Source organism: Pyrinomonadaceae bacterium, from assembly GCA_036277115.1.
In the GTDB taxonomy this organism is placed as follows: domain Bacteria; phylum Acidobacteriota; class Blastocatellia; order Pyrinomonadales; family Pyrinomonadaceae; genus UBA11740.
The window spans coordinates 980,349-997,930 of sequence record DASUNM010000023.1; the positions used below are offsets into that span (position 1 = coordinate 980,349).

The window sequence follows — 17,582 nt, forward strand, 5'->3', positions numbered from 1 at the left end:
CCAACACCCATCTCCTATTCGTAAGTAAACTGGACTATGCGCTGCACAACCCGCTTGGCGCCATGATCGTAGCGCGAAAGGTTGAAGACGATAGCGTCGCCTGGTTTCAGCGTGTCAATCACGCGCTGAAAATCCGCCAGCGTTGCTACCGGAACGCGATTGATGCGCGTAATGACTTCACCGACTTTGACGTCCACGGGTCGCACGTCGGCGACCAGACCGTTCGGATCCACTTCTTTAATGTAGAGACCTTTCACGCCGGTCAGGCGCTTGTCGGTAACTAACTGTGGCGTCAGCTCGCCCAGCGTGAGACCGAGCCGCGCCGCTGACGTCTTAACAGTCTCTGGCTTCTCTTTGCCGGTAACCGTCTCATCGCGGACGCTGAAATCCGGACGTTCTCCTAAAGCAACACTGACTGAGCGCTTCTCTAACTTGCCATCGACATCGCGCAGGTAGGTGATACTTACTGTCTGTCCGATAGCCGTGCCGGCTACTTTCGCGATCAGATCCTGCGAGTCCTGAACGGGTTGCCCGTTGAACTCGATGACGATGTCGTTCACCCTGAGACCGGCTTTTGCCGCCGGTGTGGGCTCGCCGTCGCGTTGTTCAACCTGAATGTCGGCCACAATCGCGCCGCGTGCGTCCGGCAATGAATACACGCGCGCAAACTCGCCCTTAACAGAATCAAGTGTTACGCCGAGATAGCCCCGCTTAACCTTGCCGTTGGCCAGAATCTGATCGCAGACAAACTTCGCTTCGTTTGAAGGCAACGCGAAGCCGATGCCGTTATAGTCACCGTTCAGCGTCGCGATTTGCGAATTTACCCCGATAACTTCTCCGCGCATGTTGATGAGCGGACCACCGCTGTTCCCACGATTAATGGCGGCATCGGTTTGCAGAAAGCGCTGGAAGGTTTGCGCTGAAGCCGTGTCGCGCTCTTTCTTGGAAATAATTCCCGCCGTCACCGTCTGCTCAAGCCCGAACGGCGAACCAATCGCCAGGACCCAATCGCCGACCTGCACCACGTTCGAGTCGCCAAACTTCATTACCGGCAACGGTTGCGGCGCATCGATTTTCAAAATCGCCATATCGGTCTCACGATCTATACCGATAACCCTGGCGAGATAACGCTCGCCGTTTAGCAGACCAATCTTGATCCGCGATGCGCCTTCGATCACGTGATTGTTCGTGACGATGTATCCCTTTGCGTCGATGATGAATCCGCTGCCGACTCCACGCATGGGGCGCGGTGGCTGGCGGCGAAACAGGTCATAGAGAGGGTTGTTCGGTGTCCGATCGGACTTGTCTTCGTTGTCGCTCTCAGTAATGTCCGAAGCTTGCAAGGTGTCGATGTTCACCACTGCCGGTTCGACGTGTCGCGCGATTTCGACGAACGAAGCAGACAGCGAGTCCGGCCCACGCGCCGCCAATTGAAGTTGATCCTGCGCCACCGCCGGACGGCCCGCCAGCATCGCGCCAATGCCGATGCCGGTCAGCACGCAAACAGCCCCCAGCGCAGCAATCCACACGCGTAACTTTTTCAGAATGAAAGTTTCCGCGTCCGTCTTTGGCTTAAATGATTCGAACATGGTGCACCGCCTTCGAAATCTCGATAGCGTTTAATTGAATGAGCAGGGCCACTCTGGCTACTGTCCGGGGCTGAGTCGCGCCAGTATAACCGAAAGAGAAGCGGAAAAACTAGACGCAGCCGCCGCCACTGAGTCCGGGGCCTGAGAAAGCCTCGTTAGGTGAAACTTCCTGCCGGGTGATCCAAACAGTCGCGGCCGCCGATCGCGAATCGCAGCCGGCGGCCACCTCGTATTCGAAGGAATTAACGATTAATTGCCGCTTGAAGAAGCCTCTGCGGAAAGCGCTTTTTCGATCGCCTGCTTCAGACGGTCACGGCTCTCTGCCGGTGAGTAGCCGCGCCAATGGCTGATGATTTGGCCGTGCTTATCGACGACGATTGTCTGCGGAATTGAGCTCTTCCCATTCATCAGGGTGCGTGCTGTGGCCGGATCGGCCCAGCCAATGCGAAAACCGAAGTTCATGTCGCGCACGAATTTCTGAACCTGGCCGCGCGCCGCGAGCGGGTCTTCGGTCGTCAGCGCGATGAACTCCACCTCGCGCCCGGCGAATTCCTTTCGCACTTTTTCGTAATCGGGGACCTCTCGCCGGCACGGACCACACCAAGTGGCCCAGACATTTAAGACGATCACCTTTCCGTCAAAGTCGGTCAGCCGAAAGCTGCTGTCGTCAATGGCTTTTAGTTCGCGGCTGAGCAGGCTTTCCGGCAGAACGGTCATCACCGGCGGTCCCGTCGGCACATACGCAGGCTTGCTGGTCAGTGATTCACTGGGCGGCGCTGGCGGAGGAGGTGGCGGCGGCGGATTACTATTTCTTCGGCCCGACTGGGCGGCCGCCGTCGCCAGGATTGCCGTAATGATAAGGGGAGCAAAGAATTGTGTATTTCTGAGACGTGACATAAGTAAAAGCGCACGCCGCCTACCTCGCGCCGTGCGCCGCACATCTTACGCCAATTCCCTGGGTCGGTAAATACCCGGCGCCGCCGGACGCTTTAGGTGTCAGCCATCATGGTGAAGAACCACCTTTCAAAGCCGTGAAGTCTTCGCGCTTTGCAGACCCAACGAGAGCACCGTCTTTTGAGAACCTGTACTCGCGAAGAATGTAGCTTCTCCCTTGCACCCTTCCCGAAGGCATCCGCAGCCAGAGGGTAATGCTGATCTCACCGCCTGCCTTTGAAACTACCTGGGGAGGTTGAAACGATCGGTTCTCGAAGTCTTTATTTTTCTGGTGCAGCACTTTGACGAAAGCAAGCAGGCCCTTGACCACCCAGGCCTGCACTAGTTTCTCGCGCTGCTCCTGATCGGCGGCCTTCCAGCCAAGCGTACCCAGCACGCCTTCCGACAAAGCTGCATCACTTGGGCCAAAATAACGGGTGTTTACAAACACGCCGTCAAACTTGCATCCGCGGTCAAAAGCGAAAGTGCCCACGACAACCAATGGCAGCTCGCGATCACGGCGGATACAAGTCCGGCTCCGGCGATCAACCTTCTTGCCGGTGAGGGTTTCGAGGGCTGCCGCCACGCCCTGGTCGGTTGAAAGGTCATACGGCGCAGCCTCTCGCCCCTGATTAAACGCGAGCCCGGGTGATGCCCAACCGGATGCCAGCGAGATAACGATGCTGACGGAACAAAACAGCTTCGCTAGAGTGATCGACATGTTCAGCTCGCTGGCGCAATCCGGTTGATTACTGCAATCACGCGATGTCCTGATTGTTTTTCTCTGTGGACGCTTTGTCGCTCTCCGTGTCTCTTGTAGTGGCATTGGTTTAAAGAGGGCCCCACCACAGAGTCACTGAGTTCCACAGAGTTCCACCGAGATTCCAAATTGAGTACGCGATCCGGTGGCAAAGATCACTTGCACAACTGCATGCGCAGCGAGTGTTGCAAGCCGCTGGTAACCGCTTCAGCATTGAAGCGGCCGCCGCCGATGTAGTTTTGCTCGAGAGCAAAACTGGTTACCAGACAGTTTTGCGCACCCGGCAGGCGGAACATCACATAGCCGCGCTTGTACCGTCCTGACGGAATACCGTTACGGTGATGGTTGACCTGCCACTCACCGTGCAGCATGCCGATCTTAACTACCGTTGATTTAGGGTGCCTATCCTTCAGCCAGCCGCGCGCTTTAGCTTCGATCATTGCGTCGCGGAAAGTCGGCGGAAACACCCACTTGCCGGCGTTTTCATTGGCGAGAGCGACCAGTCGATCATGCGCCGCGTCGTATTCAGCGAAAACGGAGACGTCCGGCATAGTGATACCGACCAGGGCATAGTGTTCCTTGTACGCTTCCATCAACGCTGCGTGTCGGGCAGCTTTGTCGAAAGAGTCGCTCCCCAACACGTAACCCTTCCATTCGCCGACTTCGCCGAACTCGGCCATCGCGTCGTTGACGCTGCCGATTTTCTCAGCCAGCTTCGCGCTTAAAAGTTGATTCACGCAGTTTTTCGTTATTGCCTCACGATTCTCTGCCGCCCGGCGAAAGTCGCCCACCAGGTGCTCCTCAGCGTTGCCCGCTGACCAACTAGGGTTCTCGATCGTCGGATACTTCTGCTTGACGATTTCGTAAAAGGCGGCGCCATGGGTCAGCGCGGTACGAATCGACGACAGTTCTCGGCACCCCGCGGGTTTCTCAGCCCACCATTTGAGGTAATACATTCCGTTGCGGTACGGCGCCATGTCTTTATTGAACTCGCTGACCTGGTCGCGCGTCGCGCCGGTTTCGACCCTGGTGTTCGCCGTCGGCCGCGTGTTCGCGTTCGGCGTCGGCGTCTTGTTGCCATTCGGATTCGGCGTCGTCGGGTTCGTATTCGTGGTCGGCGGATTTTTCGGCTGCGGATTTTTCGGATTCTTCGGCAGCGGAATCTTGATGTCGCCGATTCTGATCTGCGCCGAAGCGCCGATAGCGAAAAGCGCCGTCATGAAACACAAGGCAATGATGCGCGTGAGCTTTGTTGAAGAGTGCTGATTCATTTGAGACCTCCGATTCAAACTGAGTATGTGAGTTGATTAATTAACGACATAGAAGTCGCCTTGCTTCACGGTGCGCGTCTTGCCGTCGGCCAGCTTCACATCAACCGTGCCGCCATTCACGCTGGTTACGCGCGCGTAAGCGAACGACTGGTTTTCGCTGTCCTGCTTCACGATCACAAAGTCATTCTGTTTTGGAGACGCTGCGGGCGCTGGATAAGGCAGGACCTTGTCGAGAGTCAGCTGCGATTGCGGAAAGCTCGCCGGCCATTTGACCGTCGCTTTGCTCGGCGAGGCGCTGACGACGTTGCCGATGTACCAGGTGTGATCGGTCCACTCGGCGACGACGCGTTGGCCTGCTTTCGGTTTGTAGGCGGCCGGCGGATGGGGACGACCTGTCTTCGCGGACTTCAGGAAAGCAACTTCCTGCGCGTAGGTCTTGAACTCTGCGGCCGCGGCTGAATTGATCTTAATAAGTTTCTCTGGCGGCACATTCAGACTGTCGCCGTTGGAAATCACTTGCACTTCGATGACGTCGCCGTTGACGCTCTTCACTTCTGCGCCCGGCCAGTAAGCATCTCGTTGATGGGCCACAACGATGTCGCCGGGCATCACCTCGGCTTTCGCGCCGGCTTTTGGCAGCGTGTACACATCCACCGCGTCTACGGTCTGCGGCGACTGGCCGTACATCACCTTGTAGCGCGTGCCGTCGATGCTTTGGACTTTTCCTTCGACGTAGCCTTGCCGCGAAAACTTGAAAACTGCGGTGTCGCCTACGGCAGGCTTGGCGGTGGTGGATTTTTCAGCGTCGGCGGTGGTGGTGCTGGTTTTGTTGCTGCCCGAACATGCCGCCATTAGCAATGAAACGAGGGCGAGAAATAGGGATAGTTTTTTCACGATCATCCTCCGTTAGTGCGAACTGAAGTTGAGAACTGCTGCACTATTCAAACGAGTATGGTGATGACCGCTGAAAAATTTCAGAAGAATTTTTTGGGGTGAATAATCCACAGATTTCACAGATAGGAGAGTCAGTACCGGGAGCGGTACTGACTCATCTGTGTAATCTGTGGATAAGCTATTCCGGAAGCGCGCGGAAGTAATAGCGCCCGACGGATTCGAGCTGTCCATCGGCCTGGCGCGTTAGCTTCACTTGATAATCGTCGGGCTGGACCAAACGGGCAGGTAGGTCAAGGGTGATTTTCGTTTGGCCGTTTCGATGAGGTCTTAGGTTCTTTCTAACGGTCACGGTTTTGCCGTCGGCGTTGGCCAGCTCCGCTTGATATGTGCCAGGCGATGGATTCTCCAAAACCAAACTGAGACGCAGAATTGCACGTTCGCCGCGCGGTACCGCCACGCGCGTCATCTCGCCGGGCCCGCGCAAGGCGCCGGGCAATAAAACAAAACTGGCCACCGCGACTGGTGGTTCGGATGGCGAAGGCTTTAACTGAGGCGGAGTCGGCGATGCGGTCGGCTGAACGTGCGCAACTGCCGGAGCCCGAGTGGCTGCCGGCGACGCCGCATTTACGGGTGGTTGATAGGCGACAGGTGTTTCGGTTTGCCGCGATTGCCGGGACAAGTACCAGGCACCAGCGAGCACCAGCACCAGCAGCGCAAACGAGCCGGCGGCGGCCCAAGCCGGCCCAGGTTTCAAGGCGAAGAATTCACTAAACGCTTCGCGCCAGGATCGCCTGGCGGCCGGCTGCGGCACAGGTACAGCGGCTTCGGACTGCGCGGAATAATCGCGAAGCGCCCCAGTCAGCCGGACCTGCTCCCGCCGCGCGTCGGTTTTCAAGAAGCGCGTGTGGAAAACTCCTGCGGCTTGCGGGTCGAGTTCGCCCGCGACGTACTCGTCGACCAACTGAGCTTCGGCGAGCCGGACACGTTCTGCCACAGCGTCGTCTGTCAATAAACGCTGATCCAGCCGCAGTCTCTCATCCTCGCGCAGTTCGCCGAGTAAGTACGCCCGGAGCCTTTCGTCAGAAAGCTCCTCCGATCCGTCTGTCTCGAATTGTTTGAACCCGTCAGTCATCGTCGCTCCGCGCAGCACCCGATTCCGGCACGTGCTTCTTCATCTGCGTATGGTGTTCGTTAGTATTTCATTTCAAATCAAATTCGACCGCTCAACACAACGGTTGATGCATGGCTGTAACTTTTCCTTGAGACGCAGCACGCGCAGCCGCAGCGTGTTGATCGTGATTCCCATTTCGCCGGCCATGATTTTGTGCAATTCGATTTTCGCCTGCTTCTCTTGCGAGTAGTACCGCAGAAGCAGATCGCGCGAGCCGGAGGGCAGCTTACTCAGGCACTGTTCCAAACAATGATGCACCAGCTCGCGTTCACCCGTGTCGTCGTCATTCAATGCAGCATTCTCAGGCGGCGCGGGTTTCTTCAAGTACTCGTGATGCACGTTGTTGGCAACACCGAAAAAGTAAAGTGCTTTATCGCCTTTGTAGTTTGCTTCAATGTCCGCCACGCGCCGCGCCACCCGATCAATCGTTTCATCAGCCAGTTCTTCAGGAACGGCACAGTTTCGCGCCGCAAAAATCGTAATCAGTCGCCAACGAATCTGTTCGTAGCGTTCACCCGCGCGCTCGCGATCGCGGTCCAGCCAGACCAGGAGGCGGTCGAGGTCTGCTTGTTCGAGTGTGCGGGTGGTGCGCCGCGCCGGCATGGCTGCGGAGACTATCGCCAATCGCCTTGCAAAGTAAACGCGGCCCAGTAATACGGCGAGCGCCAGCGTGGCTGTGCGCGCATTTCGGCTTGCGCGGCGGACAAGGCTGCGGATGCAGGCATCTGTTTTTGCAGCAGGTTGCGATAGAAGAGCTTCATCAATTCAGTGGTCGCTTCGTCGTCCACTTTCCAAAGGCTGGCGATAACCCGCGGGGCGCCCGCGTACATGAACCCGCGCGTCAGACCAATTAAGCCTTCGCCACGGACGTCTTTGCCGAGCGCAGTGCTGCAGGCACTCAAGACGACCAACTCGCTTGAGAGTCGCAGGTCGTAGATGTGGTTCAGTCTGAGAAAGCCATCCCGCCGATTCCCCAGTGCGTCATACATCGAAAGCACGATCCCGGAAAGCTGAGGCTGCTGCGAATTCACGAGAGCGTGCGTCGCAAAGTGCAGCACCCGATACTGATTCAACTCTCCCTTCGTTACGCGGTCGCGATTGGCATCGAAGTCAAACGCGCTGAACGTCGTGCCCGCGGGCGCCAGCGCGAGAATAAACCTCGCTTCTTCGCGCGCGCCCAATAACCGAGGCAGGCCGTTTCCGTAGAAGCCGATCTCCGTTTGAGTTCCGTTGGAAGTTGTTCTTCGAGATGGCGGAAGCCGCGGGTCGTCAGCCTCGAAAACCGGATCCGCGAATACGGCGACAGTTTTCGTGGGCGTTGGCCGGCCGCTGTGCGCACGTCGCAGCTGACTCAATACGCCGATTGATGGCAGAAAAGCAATTTCGCGGGCGCCTGATCTGCCGGCCAATCGTGGCTCGTTGAGCAGCGCCGCGAATGGCACGTATTGCAACGCGCCATCCGCAACAATCAACACGCGTTTACCGGCAAGCGACGATTCAATCGGCCCGAGCAGAAGTCCCCTTAGCTTTTCGCCGAGCGTTTCCAGTTGCTTGTCTGCCGTTTCAACCCGTGCGCGCCGCTGTCCGGGCGACTCAGGTTTTACGAGTTGATTGCGCGCTGTTAACGACTGGTAGAATTGCTGCGCGAGTTTTTCAATTTCAGCCCGGCCCGCAAGCTCGTGGCTCTGCAGTCCGTTTGCTGTAATTAGCCAAACGTAACTCCGCTCGTCACTCAGCTTGTATTCAAGCAGCACTGTGTCCGCTTCGAGCAGCTTCTGCGTCTCAGCAATCGGATCAGAACTGGCGCTCACCAACTCGGCATAACGCGGATTGCTTTCTCTGATCCGCGCTTGCAGCGTTTCGAGTTCAAGCGTCAAACCATTCAGCTCTTGTCCCAGAACCTTAGCCAGTTCGGCTTTCTTTGGATCGCTAAAAGCTGTTTGCTGCTGATCGCTTTTGCCGTTGATCAGTTCGGTCAGCTCTTTTTCACGCGCCAGCAATTGTGGATCAGCGTCGCGCCGCAGGTCGGCCTTCGCCTCGTGCAACAAATCCAGAAGGCTGCGCGCACGTGCCTGCTCGCTCGCCTCAAGTGCGCGGACCGCAAAATCCTTTCCCGGATGGGCGCGGTGTTCTTCCATGAGCAGATCGATGTACAGCTCGTAGTACTGTTGCACCGTCGCCAGGTAAGTCGAACGCAAGTCCGTGCTGCCGAGTTTTCCGCGAATCGTTTCCGCAATTGCGAGTGCCGTCGTGATGTTTTTCCGCGCGTCCTCTGTTCGTCCTGTCTTTCGCTGCACCATCGCGAGGCGATGCAGCGTCATCGCTTCGCCATTCCGATTTTCGGTTTCGCGAAAAAGCCTAAGCGCTTGATCGAAGTAGTCGAGCGCTTTTGTGAAATCTTCGAACTCGTAGTGGGCCAGCGCAAGATTGTGCAGCGTCAGGGCCTGGTCGGGTTTAGCTCCCGCGTTACGATGGATCACCAACGCGATCTCGAAGATGGCCATTGCTTCCGGAGTGCGACCTTCAGAGTTCGCGAGCAAACCGAGGCGCGCAAGCGTCGCTGCCTCGGCCAGCGGGTTCCTGGTTTCCCGTTGGAGACTTAGCGCCTGCTCCAAATGGAGCCGTGCCGATCGGGTGTCACCCTCCGTTTGAAACAGTTCGCCGAGATGCCTCAGAGCGGTTGCCTCTTCCAGCTTATTCTGCGATTTCCGCGCGAGCCCCAGCGCCTCTTTGAAAAATTCACGCGCGCGCGCGCCTTCGCCGAGCGTTACGTATAACGCTCCGGATGAATTCAACATGCGAATCAGGCCGATAGTCTGGCCGCGCTGTCGATAAATTGCGGCACTCTTCGCGTAATAATCCAGCGCCTTCTGCGGCTCGGCGAGCTTTGCGTACGCCGCGCCGAGAAAATTGTAGGCCCGCGCTTCGCAGTCTCTTTCTTCAAGCGACGCGCACAAAGGCGCCGCCGGCTCGTAATAAGAAATCGCCCTTCGCGCTTCACCGAGTTCGGAATAAACGAGCCCCAGGTAGACGAGAGCGGTGGCGATTCCATGGGGCCGATTGAGGGCACGAAAAATGGCGAGGGCCTGGTTTTGATAATCGGCGGCGGTTTTCAATTGGCCGATGCCGCGATAGGCTTCGCCGATGTTGCTCAACAGATAACCGAGCAGGTTCTTCGATCCCAACGCGCGGTAAAGTTTCTCAGCGCGCTCGAACTGTTCGAGCGCCGTAGCGAAGTCTCCTTTTTGAAAGTGAATGTTTGCGGTCTCGTGGTAGGCGAGAGCTTCGCCTTCCTTGTCCCCGGTGCCGCGGTGGATCTCAGCGGATTTGTGAAGCAGCGGAAGTGCGGCATTGAAGTCACCGAGAAAGACATTCATGCTCCCGATACTCTTCAGCGCGAGTGCCTCGCCGCGACGGTCGTGCAGTCGCTGCCAAAACTCCAGCGCGCGCAAATAAAACTGCCTGGCCCGCACGTAATCACTCTGTGTCTCGTAAACACGTCCGGTGTACTGCAAAGCCATTGCCTGGCCGCTAACATCGTTCAGTTGATGGTAGAGCTGACGCGCCTTCTCGTATTCCGCCAGCGCCTTTCGATTGCGGTCGGGCGATGGTCGCGAGCGAAGCGAATTGCCGGTACTGATATGACCACGAGCGGTAACGCGAATGCGGTCATCGCGCGTGACCGCTCGCGCCAGCACCAAAACAATTTCGTAAGAGCCTCCAACTTCTTCGGCCCGCGCCGTGACACGCACGAAGTAGTCGCCTGCGGTCTCCGCCTCGAATTCGATCTCCTGCGCCCCCACGCGTCCCAAAGAGTCATCCACGATTACTAGTCGCTTTTGTTGTGCGTCAAACGCCTGGACCGAAACATCGACGCCTTTTTGCAGCACAGTCACCTTAATCAGATGGCGCGCCGGCGCGTCCAACCGGAACGTGTGGGCTTCGCCGCCTGTCAGCGTGCGAGTAACTGGCTCATTGATCCGCAGGATGGGGAATTCGTTGGTTGGCTGCGCGTTCGCGCAAGGTGATGACGCACTGAAAGCAGAGAGCGCTATCAATAGGAAGGCTACCGGACTTCTCCTGGCGGTTAAACTCATCTCACAAACCAACCAGCTGAGAATCCTAGCGCAAAACGTCCGTACTCTCGACGTTTTCCCTGCTTTCCGGGATTTAGACCAACTTCCGCGGAGTCAGCTTCAACTCGATGGTCTTGTCACCGCGGCGCACTGTGATTAGATAACTTCCAGGACGCTCGAACATTTCACCCAGCGCGGTAATACTAAGATCGGCTGCGTGCTTGCCGTTAACCTTCAAAATTTGATCGTCTTTAAGCAGTCCGGCCTCCGACGCCGGTGAATTTTCAAGCACGTCGAGAACGCGAAGGATGGAAAAACCTGCGCCTTCAGCAGTGAGGGCCATCCCACTCTGCGCCTGGTCGAAAGGGTCCTGGAAAGTCGACGCCGGTTCGAAAATTATTCGGTGCCGTTCGTAATCGAGAAAGAGCTTGAACTTACTCGCGATGCGCTGACCAATATTTCCGGCGAGCGAGGCATTGGCGAAAGCGCCGGCTTTGTCCTGCGACAACAGAGCGGTGGGGCCCGCGATTTTGAACTTGCCAATCTTCAGTTCTGAGACGCGGGTCATGCGAGCCTGGACGTCGCCGCCTGCGCCCCCGACACCAATTGCTCGAATCGTGTGATGATTCGCTTCGAGCAGGCGGTGTTCTTTGACCAACGGAGTATGTAAAGCGAGCGCGCCGCTGGACCCCAGATCGAACACAAACCTCCCCTTGATCGGTTGGCCGCCGCGCGGGGTCACCTCAGCATCGATGAGTGGATGTCCCTGACTGTTGAATTGAACCGGTATGCTCTCACCGTTGCCTGAATAAACGAACCCGTCTTTAGCGTGCAACCTGAGAACGTGCGCCTGGTAATCAACTTCGATCACAAACTGTTTGATGAAGTCACTGCCGATGATCCCATCGAAGTCGTGTCCGAATCGCGCGGCGAGGCGGCCCAGCGGAATGGCCAGCGCGACCGGCTGGGAAAACTCTTCGAAGCCTTGCAGTTTCCATGTCGCGCCGCGGACATACGATCCGAGGAGCGTGTCGCTGCCGGCGCCGCCAATGCGAAGCTGCCCATGAAGATCCAGGCCGAGTTCCCTGGCGCGGGCAATGTCGACTATGCCGACCTTGTCACCGGTATCAAAAACAAATGAGAGCGGCCGCGAATTATTTATCTTGACCGGAACTACGATGTGCCTGGTCACGAGCTTGAAAGGGATCGTGACGATCGGCTTGGGAGCCGAAGCCTCAGGCGCACGCCGCCCCCGCGACGAAAGAACTGCCTGCTCCGAAAACGGCGAGACGACCGCCGCGAGCGTTACCATCAATGCGAATAGAAGAGTGATAAGACGATTTCGCTTCACGTTTTTCTCCCGAGACTGCGGTAAACGATGAATGAACGCTGCTCGCGCCTGGCGGGTTGCACAATTAACCTTATTTCCCGCCCTCCGGAATTTGTGCTTGCGGGACGGGCTCGGAGACCGCGGTCTGGCCGCTTATCGGCGCTATCCTCGACCCCCTCGAAAGCCCAGTGATTCCCGCCAGAGAGAGACATGAGTCGGCAATTAATGAGGCCGTTAGGTCGGCTTGCAAAAAAGTTGCATTACTAGCCATTTCGGAATAAGCTGGCCCTGCTCGCACTCAGAACTCCGGGACTCACACTGGGACGCTCACGATGGGGACGCGGCATCAAAGGAGATAAGCATGCCAATCAATGTCGTTATCGACATCTCGCATCACAATGGGAATGTCGATCTGAAGAAAGCCAAAGCAGCCGGTGTCCTGGGTGTCATCCACAAAGCGACTCAGGGAGTGGGGATGTTCGATAACCGGTATCAAACCAATCGTCAGCAAGCTCAGGCTGCCGGACTGTTGTGGGGCGCCTATCACTTCGGCACGAAAGCCAACGGTGCAGCGCAGGCTGATTTCTTCCTGAGCAAGGCCGACGCCGACAACCAGACGCTGCTGATACTGGACTACGAACCTAACGGCAATTCCACCATGACGCTCGATCAAGCGCGCGCATTTGTGGCGCGCGTGAAAGCAGTCAGCGGCAGATTTCCCGGCCTCTACTCAGGCAACTTGATCAAAGAACAATTGGGCGGGCAGCCTGTGGATCCGATTTTGTCGCAGTGCTTTCTTTGGCTCGCTCAGTATGCCAACCAAACAACCAACATTCCGGCCACCTGGCCCAGCTGGACGCTGTGGCAATACACCGACGGAGTAGCGGGGCCCGGTCCGCATTCAGTCGACGGCATTGGCCCATGTGACCGCAATCAATTCAACGGCACGGTCGAGCAATTACAACAACTCTGGGGTGTTGCGGCTGACGCCGCCGGCAGCAACTAAAACAGAGAAGTCTCTCACGACACGGACGAGTTTTGCGTTGAGTTTTCAAGCAATGCTCGAGCATTTCTCTGCAAACCTGCGAGCTTAGCGCGTTTCATCGCGCTCCCTCGGAAACGAGCAGCGTACGACTCGGGCGTCAGTTCAAGAGTCTCAACCAGCGAGGCATTAACGTTTCTTTCGCGAGGTTCAAAGCGCGTTTCAAGCGTGACCGGCGTTGTGTGGTTCCAGGGGCACACGTCCTGACACACATCACAGCCGTAAAGCCAGCCGTCCAGGCGTTCAGCCACGTCGGCACGAATCGTGGCCGCGCGTGATTCGATCGTCGCGTGTGAGATGCACAGATTCGCATCCAGTACGTACGGCTCAACAATCGCGCCCGTGGGACACTCATCAAGACAGAGAGTGCAACTACCGCATTGATCCGCAATTTGATCCGCTTCGTACTCAAGCTCCAGGTTCAGCAACAACTCGCCGAGGAAAACCCATGAGCCGTAGGCGCGCGTGATCACGTTCGTGTGTTTCCCCATCCAGCCAAGCCCGGCGCGCGCCGCCCAGGCCTTGTCCATGACGGGCTGAATATCCACGCAAACCTTACCCTCCGCCTCCGGCCATTGCTGTTTTATCCACTCAAGAAGTTCGCGGAGTTTCTCGCCGACTACTTCGTGATAGTCATCTCCCCAGGCGTAACGGGACACGTGACCGACGTTGTCATCGTCAACATGCTGATGAGGCGTGTAGTAATTCATCGCGACGGCGATGACTGAACGTGCTTCAGGAAAAATCTTTTGCAGGTCGGTTCGCTGCTCCGGATCGCGAGCCATGTAAGGCATTTCGCCGTGAAATCCACGGTGCAGCCACTCTTCGAGTTGTTGACGTTCGTCGAGCAGCACCTCGGCGCGAGCAATTCCCACGGCCTGAAACCCGAGTTCCAGCGCCTTTGCCTTAACCGCTTGGCTGCGCTGCTTCACCTCACCCGAGACGTGCTGAGGAGTAACTGGCATTGAGTTCGATAAGTATACCAACTCGAAAGTAGCGACGAGCCTAAGAGTAACGCGGGCCGGCGGATGCAAAAAAGAAGGCGCGCCTCTTTCGAGACGCGCCTTAAGGGTAAAAGATTAGTTTCGGTTAGAACTCAAACCTGACAGCCAGCTGAACCTGCCGCTCGCGGAAGAGCGTGCTGTCAGCGCCGGTCGTTGACAGAAACGTCGGGCTGAAGGTCATCGTCGTACCGGACTGCGTGTACGCCGTGGTGTTCACGAGAGTAACCTGGGTGCGGTTGAAGAGATTAAAGGCCTCGCCCAGAATTTCCAGCTTCGTTCCTTCGGTAATCTTGAACCGCCGCGAAAGGCGGAGATCAACGTACCAAATGTTCGGCTGCTTGAAGGCGTTCCGCGGCAGACCGGCAAAACGGTTGGAACCACCTGAACCGTTCACGCCACCCCCAGGCGTCGTATTCGAAGCAAATCCGAATGCTGTCGGACTGACGCCGCCACTGACAAACGGAGTCACGCGGGCACCCGAAAACGCATTGAGAATCGGAGCAATCGTCCAGCCGTTGAAAATGTGGCCGGCCGGTTTGTCTCGTAAGCTGGCGAAGTCCGTGTTGTAGACCAGGCTCGCCACAAACTTCTGTCGCCGGTCAAAATTCGACAGAGCATCTTCCGCCGCCGGATCGAATGCATTGAACGGAACATTGTTCGCGACGAAAGTCTGCGATCCCTGGCCGTTGTCCATCGCCCGCGACAAGGTGTAGTTCACCTGGAACTGCAAGCCGTCCGTCAGACGACGATTGGCCTGCAGCACCAACGCGTGATACTTCGAAATGATATTGCTGCGGATCTCCGTTAGCTGCTGATAGGTGGTGTTTGGCCGGGCACCGACAAAGATTGGAGTTACGACCTGCTGACCATTTAATGGTCCACCCACGATGTTCAGCGCCACATTCCGCGCCGGTGGCGGCAAATTCGTGTCGACAAAGGTCGGCAGTGAATTTCCGAAGCTGAATAGATACGAAGCCGAGACGACCATGTTGCGAGCAATCTCACGTTCGACGATTAGATCGCCCTGGTGAATTTGCGGCAGTTGAAAGTCGTCGTCGAAGTACTGGACCGCCGGACGCACAACGACATTGGTGGTGGTTGCCCCAATCGGCACCAACAGGTTTGGATAAATCGGCAAGCAGTTTTGCGCCGTGACCGGGTTACCACCACAGGTTGACGTGCTCGGTGGCAGATTATTCGAGGCAATCGTCAACTGCTGCTGCGAGACACTCGGACCAAGACCCGTGTTGGTAAGCGCACTGTAAACAGTCGAATTGATCACGCGACCGTAGTACAGGCCCCAGCCGCCACGAAGGGACGTCTTACCGTCGCCGGTCATGTCGAATGCGAATCCGACGCGCGGACCGAAGTTGTTCTTGTCATTCACCTTGTTGGCCGTTTGCGGTAACGCCGGATTTGGCGCAACGGCGTCAGGATTCTTCTGGTACTCGTAACGCAAACCGAGGTTTAGCGTCAGGCGCGGGTGAATCCGCCAGTCATCCTGAATGAAAAAGTTGAAATCCGTGGTCTTTATCGTTAGACCGAGCGGCCCGATACCCTGGTTAAAGGCGCCAGCGTAGCACTGGCCCGCGCGGATTCGTGCGGCCACGGCCGTCGTCGTAGCCAAACGCGGGCAGACACCATTGAAAGGGATGACGTCGGTTGGAAGAGCGCGGATGGCTCCGTTGGTCGTAAAGTTGATGTAGTCAAAAATAAAATCATCGATTGCATTCGCGCCGGTGTAGTTGAACTCGCCGCCGATGAAGCGAAGGTTGTTGATGATGTCCTTGACGAAGTTGATGTCTCCGCCGAACTTCAACGCGTGTTTACCTTGCGTCCACGTCATCGTGTTGGCGAATTGCCAGCGTCGTTCATCCGGAAACGCCGGACGGTCGAGGAACTCCGGTATACCGAAGCTCAGGCCATTCGTGATGAACGTTTGGGGAGAGCGGCCATCGATCGAGTTCGTCGGCTCGCCCGCTTGTGGCGCACGGCTAAACTGCGTTTCGTTATCACGTCCCCATTGGAATCGGAACTCATTCAACAAACTTGACGAAAGCGTTGAGCTGAGCCGGGCGGTCAACCAGTCGATGTCAACCAAATCATCACCGAAGTTGTCACGCGCGCGCGTGTTCGTGGCCTGTGTCTGAACTCCGTTGGGCGAATTCCAGCGCAAACGGTTATAAGTCACGGTTAAGGTATTACTGTCGTTAAGGTTCCAGTCCAGCTTCGGCAGGATCAGCCTTTGATCGCCGCGACGCTCCACCTCGCCCGTAAGGCTGTTCAGGAAGGCGAGACCGGCGTCGATTTGTGGGTTCGTCAGTCCGCGCGATGTCAGAAGGGTCCGGTTGGCCGTGTTCAAGAAGTTAGGATTGTTGAACCTGGCGAGACCTGGAAAATCGCGGCGCTGCTCGTCGTATGAGAAGAAAAAGAAAGCCTTGTCCCTCACGATTGGGCCACCGATGGTGCCACCGAACTGATGACGCACGTCGTGCGGCTTGATCCCGACCGGCGTGAAGACGCCGTTTACCAGCACATTGTTGGTCGCCAAAGGATTGCGGGCGCCCCACTTGTTGTTGCGCTGATAGTAGAAGAGATTGCCGTGGAATTCGTTGGTGCCGCTCTTGGTGACAGCGTTGACCACGCCGCCGGCCGAGCGTCCATACTCGGCTGAGTAGCTGGAGGTGTTCACCTGAAATTCGCGAATCGCCGCCTGGCTGACTGAGTAGCTTATACGCGTGCGGCCGCGCTCTTCAGCGAAGAACGCCTGGTTGTTGTCGCCGCCGTCGATGGTGCTGTTGTTCAGCAGTCCGGAAATGCCGCGAAAACTAATCAAGCCAAAGTTACCATCCGGAACCGCGCCTGGGGTCAGCAACGCAAAGTTAGACCAGCGGCGGCCGTTGATGGGCAGTTCGTTAATCGAAGTCTGGTTGATGTTGCTTGAGAAGTCCTGCTGCTCGGTATTGATTACCGGTGCGCCGCCCGTGACTTCGACGATGTTCTCACCGCCGGCGATCGCCATGACCGCGTCAACTGAGCTAACCACGCCGACTTCCACGACGATGTTCTGTTGGGTGAACTTCCCGAACCCGGAACCTTCAGCCGTCACAGTGTACGTTCCCGGTTGCAGGTTGTTGATGCGGGCGCGCCCTTCGTCGTCGGTCGTCGCCGTGTCTTCCTTATTGGTTTCGGAATTGCGCGCGACCACCGTGGCACCCGGGACGACGGCGCCCTTCGGGTCAGTAACGGTAACGCCGATCGCGCCTGTAGTCGTCGACTGCGCCATGACGCTGAACGCGGAGAGCGCCAGCACCAGGAGCGCAGCAAAACTAAAACTGAAGATTTTACGCATATCAGGAGAACTCCTTAGAGAATTAGAAATCGTTGTGGCCACTTTGCGCCAAAGGCGCAAGCAAATCTGAGACTTTCGAGAACTGTGAACTGCTTGTTGCGAAGGAACGTCTCTGAACAAAGCAGAAGGCGGTTTTTATCACGATGATTGGCAATTGTGC

The 17,582-nt window shown here is 57.0% G+C and carries 12 protein-coding genes; 1 reads left to right on the plus strand and 11 read right to left on the minus strand.

Going from position 1 to position 17,582, the window contains the following annotated elements:
• Positions 1–14 precede the first annotated feature (14 nt).
• The 9 genes from VFX97_11070 to VFX97_11110 all read right to left on the minus strand — a co-directional run bounded on the left by VFX97_11070 (position 15) and on the right by VFX97_11110 (position 12,045).
• Positions 15–1,589, minus strand: coding sequence for a trypsin-like peptidase domain-containing protein (locus tag VFX97_11070; GenBank protein ID HEX5703731.1), 1,575 nt, complete (start codon positions 1,587–1,589; stop codon positions 15–17).
• 249 nt (positions 1,590–1,838) lie between these two features.
• The gene (locus tag VFX97_11075; protein HEX5703732.1) at positions 1,839–2,486 is read right to left on the minus strand and encodes a TlpA disulfide reductase family protein; all 648 of its coding nucleotides are present in this window, start codon (positions 2,484–2,486) and stop codon (positions 1,839–1,841) included.
• A gap of 106 nt (positions 2,487–2,592) precedes the next feature.
• Positions 2,593–3,243 (minus strand): hypothetical protein, encoded by a 651-nt coding sequence (locus VFX97_11080; GenBank protein ID HEX5703733.1) that lies wholly within the window; start codon positions 3,241–3,243, stop codon positions 2,593–2,595.
• 194 nt (positions 3,244–3,437) lie between these two features.
• Positions 3,438–4,553, minus strand: a complete 1,116-nt coding sequence (locus VFX97_11085) for a hypothetical protein (protein ID HEX5703734.1) — start codon at positions 4,551–4,553, stop codon at positions 3,438–3,440.
• Between the two features lie 36 nt (positions 4,554–4,589).
• Positions 4,590–5,447 (minus strand): hypothetical protein, encoded by an 858-nt coding sequence (locus tag VFX97_11090; protein ID HEX5703735.1) that lies wholly within the window; start codon positions 5,445–5,447, stop codon positions 4,590–4,592.
• 178 nt (positions 5,448–5,625) lie between these two features.
• On the minus strand, positions 5,626–6,579 hold the full coding sequence (locus tag VFX97_11095; GenBank protein ID HEX5703736.1) for a hypothetical protein: 954 nt from the start codon (positions 6,577–6,579) through the stop codon (positions 5,626–5,628).
• A 72-nt stretch (positions 6,580–6,651) separates the two neighbouring features.
• Positions 6,652–7,221 (minus strand): hypothetical protein, encoded by a 570-nt coding sequence (locus VFX97_11100; GenBank protein HEX5703737.1) that lies wholly within the window; start codon positions 7,219–7,221, stop codon positions 6,652–6,654.
• 11 nt (positions 7,222–7,232) lie between these two features.
• Positions 7,233–10,715 (minus strand): CHAT domain-containing protein, encoded by a 3,483-nt coding sequence (locus tag VFX97_11105; protein HEX5703738.1) that lies wholly within the window; start codon positions 10,713–10,715, stop codon positions 7,233–7,235.
• Positions 10,716–10,788: 73 nt separating this feature from the next.
• Entirely contained in the window at positions 10,789–12,045 is a 1,257-nt protein-coding gene (locus VFX97_11110) for an aspartyl protease family protein (GenBank protein HEX5703739.1), read from the minus strand.
• A gap of 340 nt (positions 12,046–12,385) precedes the next feature.
• Between VFX97_11110 and VFX97_11115 the strand changes: the two genes are divergently transcribed.
• Positions 12,386–13,030 carry a glycoside hydrolase family 25 protein gene (locus tag VFX97_11115; GenBank protein HEX5703740.1) on the plus strand — a complete coding sequence of 215 codons (645 nt, stop codon included), beginning with the start codon at positions 12,386–12,388 and terminating at the stop codon, positions 13,028–13,030.
• A 14-nt stretch (positions 13,031–13,044) separates the two neighbouring features.
• Here the strand turns inward: VFX97_11115 and queG are convergent, their stop codons facing one another.
• Entirely contained in the window at positions 13,045–14,031 is a 987-nt protein-coding gene (gene queG, locus VFX97_11120) for a tRNA epoxyqueuosine(34) reductase QueG (protein ID HEX5703741.1), read from the minus strand.
• 124 nt (positions 14,032–14,155) lie between these two features.
• Positions 14,156–17,422 (minus strand): TonB-dependent receptor, encoded by a 3,267-nt coding sequence (locus tag VFX97_11125; GenBank protein ID HEX5703742.1) that lies wholly within the window; start codon positions 17,420–17,422, stop codon positions 14,156–14,158.
• Positions 17,423–17,582: the final 160 nt, after the last annotated feature.

What these genes read in the sequence shown, in the direction of transcription:
- VFX97_11070 (HEX5703731.1), bottom strand. Translation starts at nt 1,589, where the DNA reads ATGTTCGAATCATTTAAGCCAAAGACGGACGCGGAAACTTTCATTCTG.
- VFX97_11075 (HEX5703732.1), bottom strand. Translation starts at nt 2,486, where the DNA reads ATGTCACGTCTCAGAAATACACAATTCTTTGCTCCCCTTATCATTACG.
- VFX97_11080 (HEX5703733.1), bottom strand. Translation starts at nt 3,243, where the DNA reads ATGTCGATCACTCTAGCGAAGCTGTTTTGTTCCGTCAGCATCGTTATC.
- VFX97_11085 (HEX5703734.1), bottom strand. Translation starts at nt 4,553, where the DNA reads ATGAATCAGCACTCTTCAACAAAGCTCACGCGCATCATTGCCTTGTGT.
- VFX97_11095 (HEX5703736.1), bottom strand. Translation starts at nt 6,579, where the DNA reads ATGACTGACGGGTTCAAACAATTCGAGACAGACGGATCGGAGGAGCTT.
- VFX97_11100 (HEX5703737.1), bottom strand. Translation starts at nt 7,221, where the DNA reads ATGCCGGCGCGGCGCACCACCCGCACACTCGAACAAGCAGACCTCGAC.
- VFX97_11105 (HEX5703738.1), bottom strand. Translation starts at nt 10,715, where the DNA reads ATGAGTTTAACCGCCAGGAGAAGTCCGGTAGCCTTCCTATTGATAGCG.
- VFX97_11115 (HEX5703740.1), top strand. Translation starts at nt 12,386, where the DNA reads ATGCCAATCAATGTCGTTATCGACATCTCGCATCACAATGGGAATGTC.
- queG (HEX5703741.1), bottom strand. Translation starts at nt 14,031, where the DNA reads ATGCCAGTTACTCCTCAGCACGTCTCGGGTGAGGTGAAGCAGCGCAGC.
- VFX97_11125 (HEX5703742.1), bottom strand. Translation starts at nt 17,422, where the DNA reads ATGCGTAAAATCTTCAGTTTTAGTTTTGCTGCGCTCCTGGTGCTGGCG.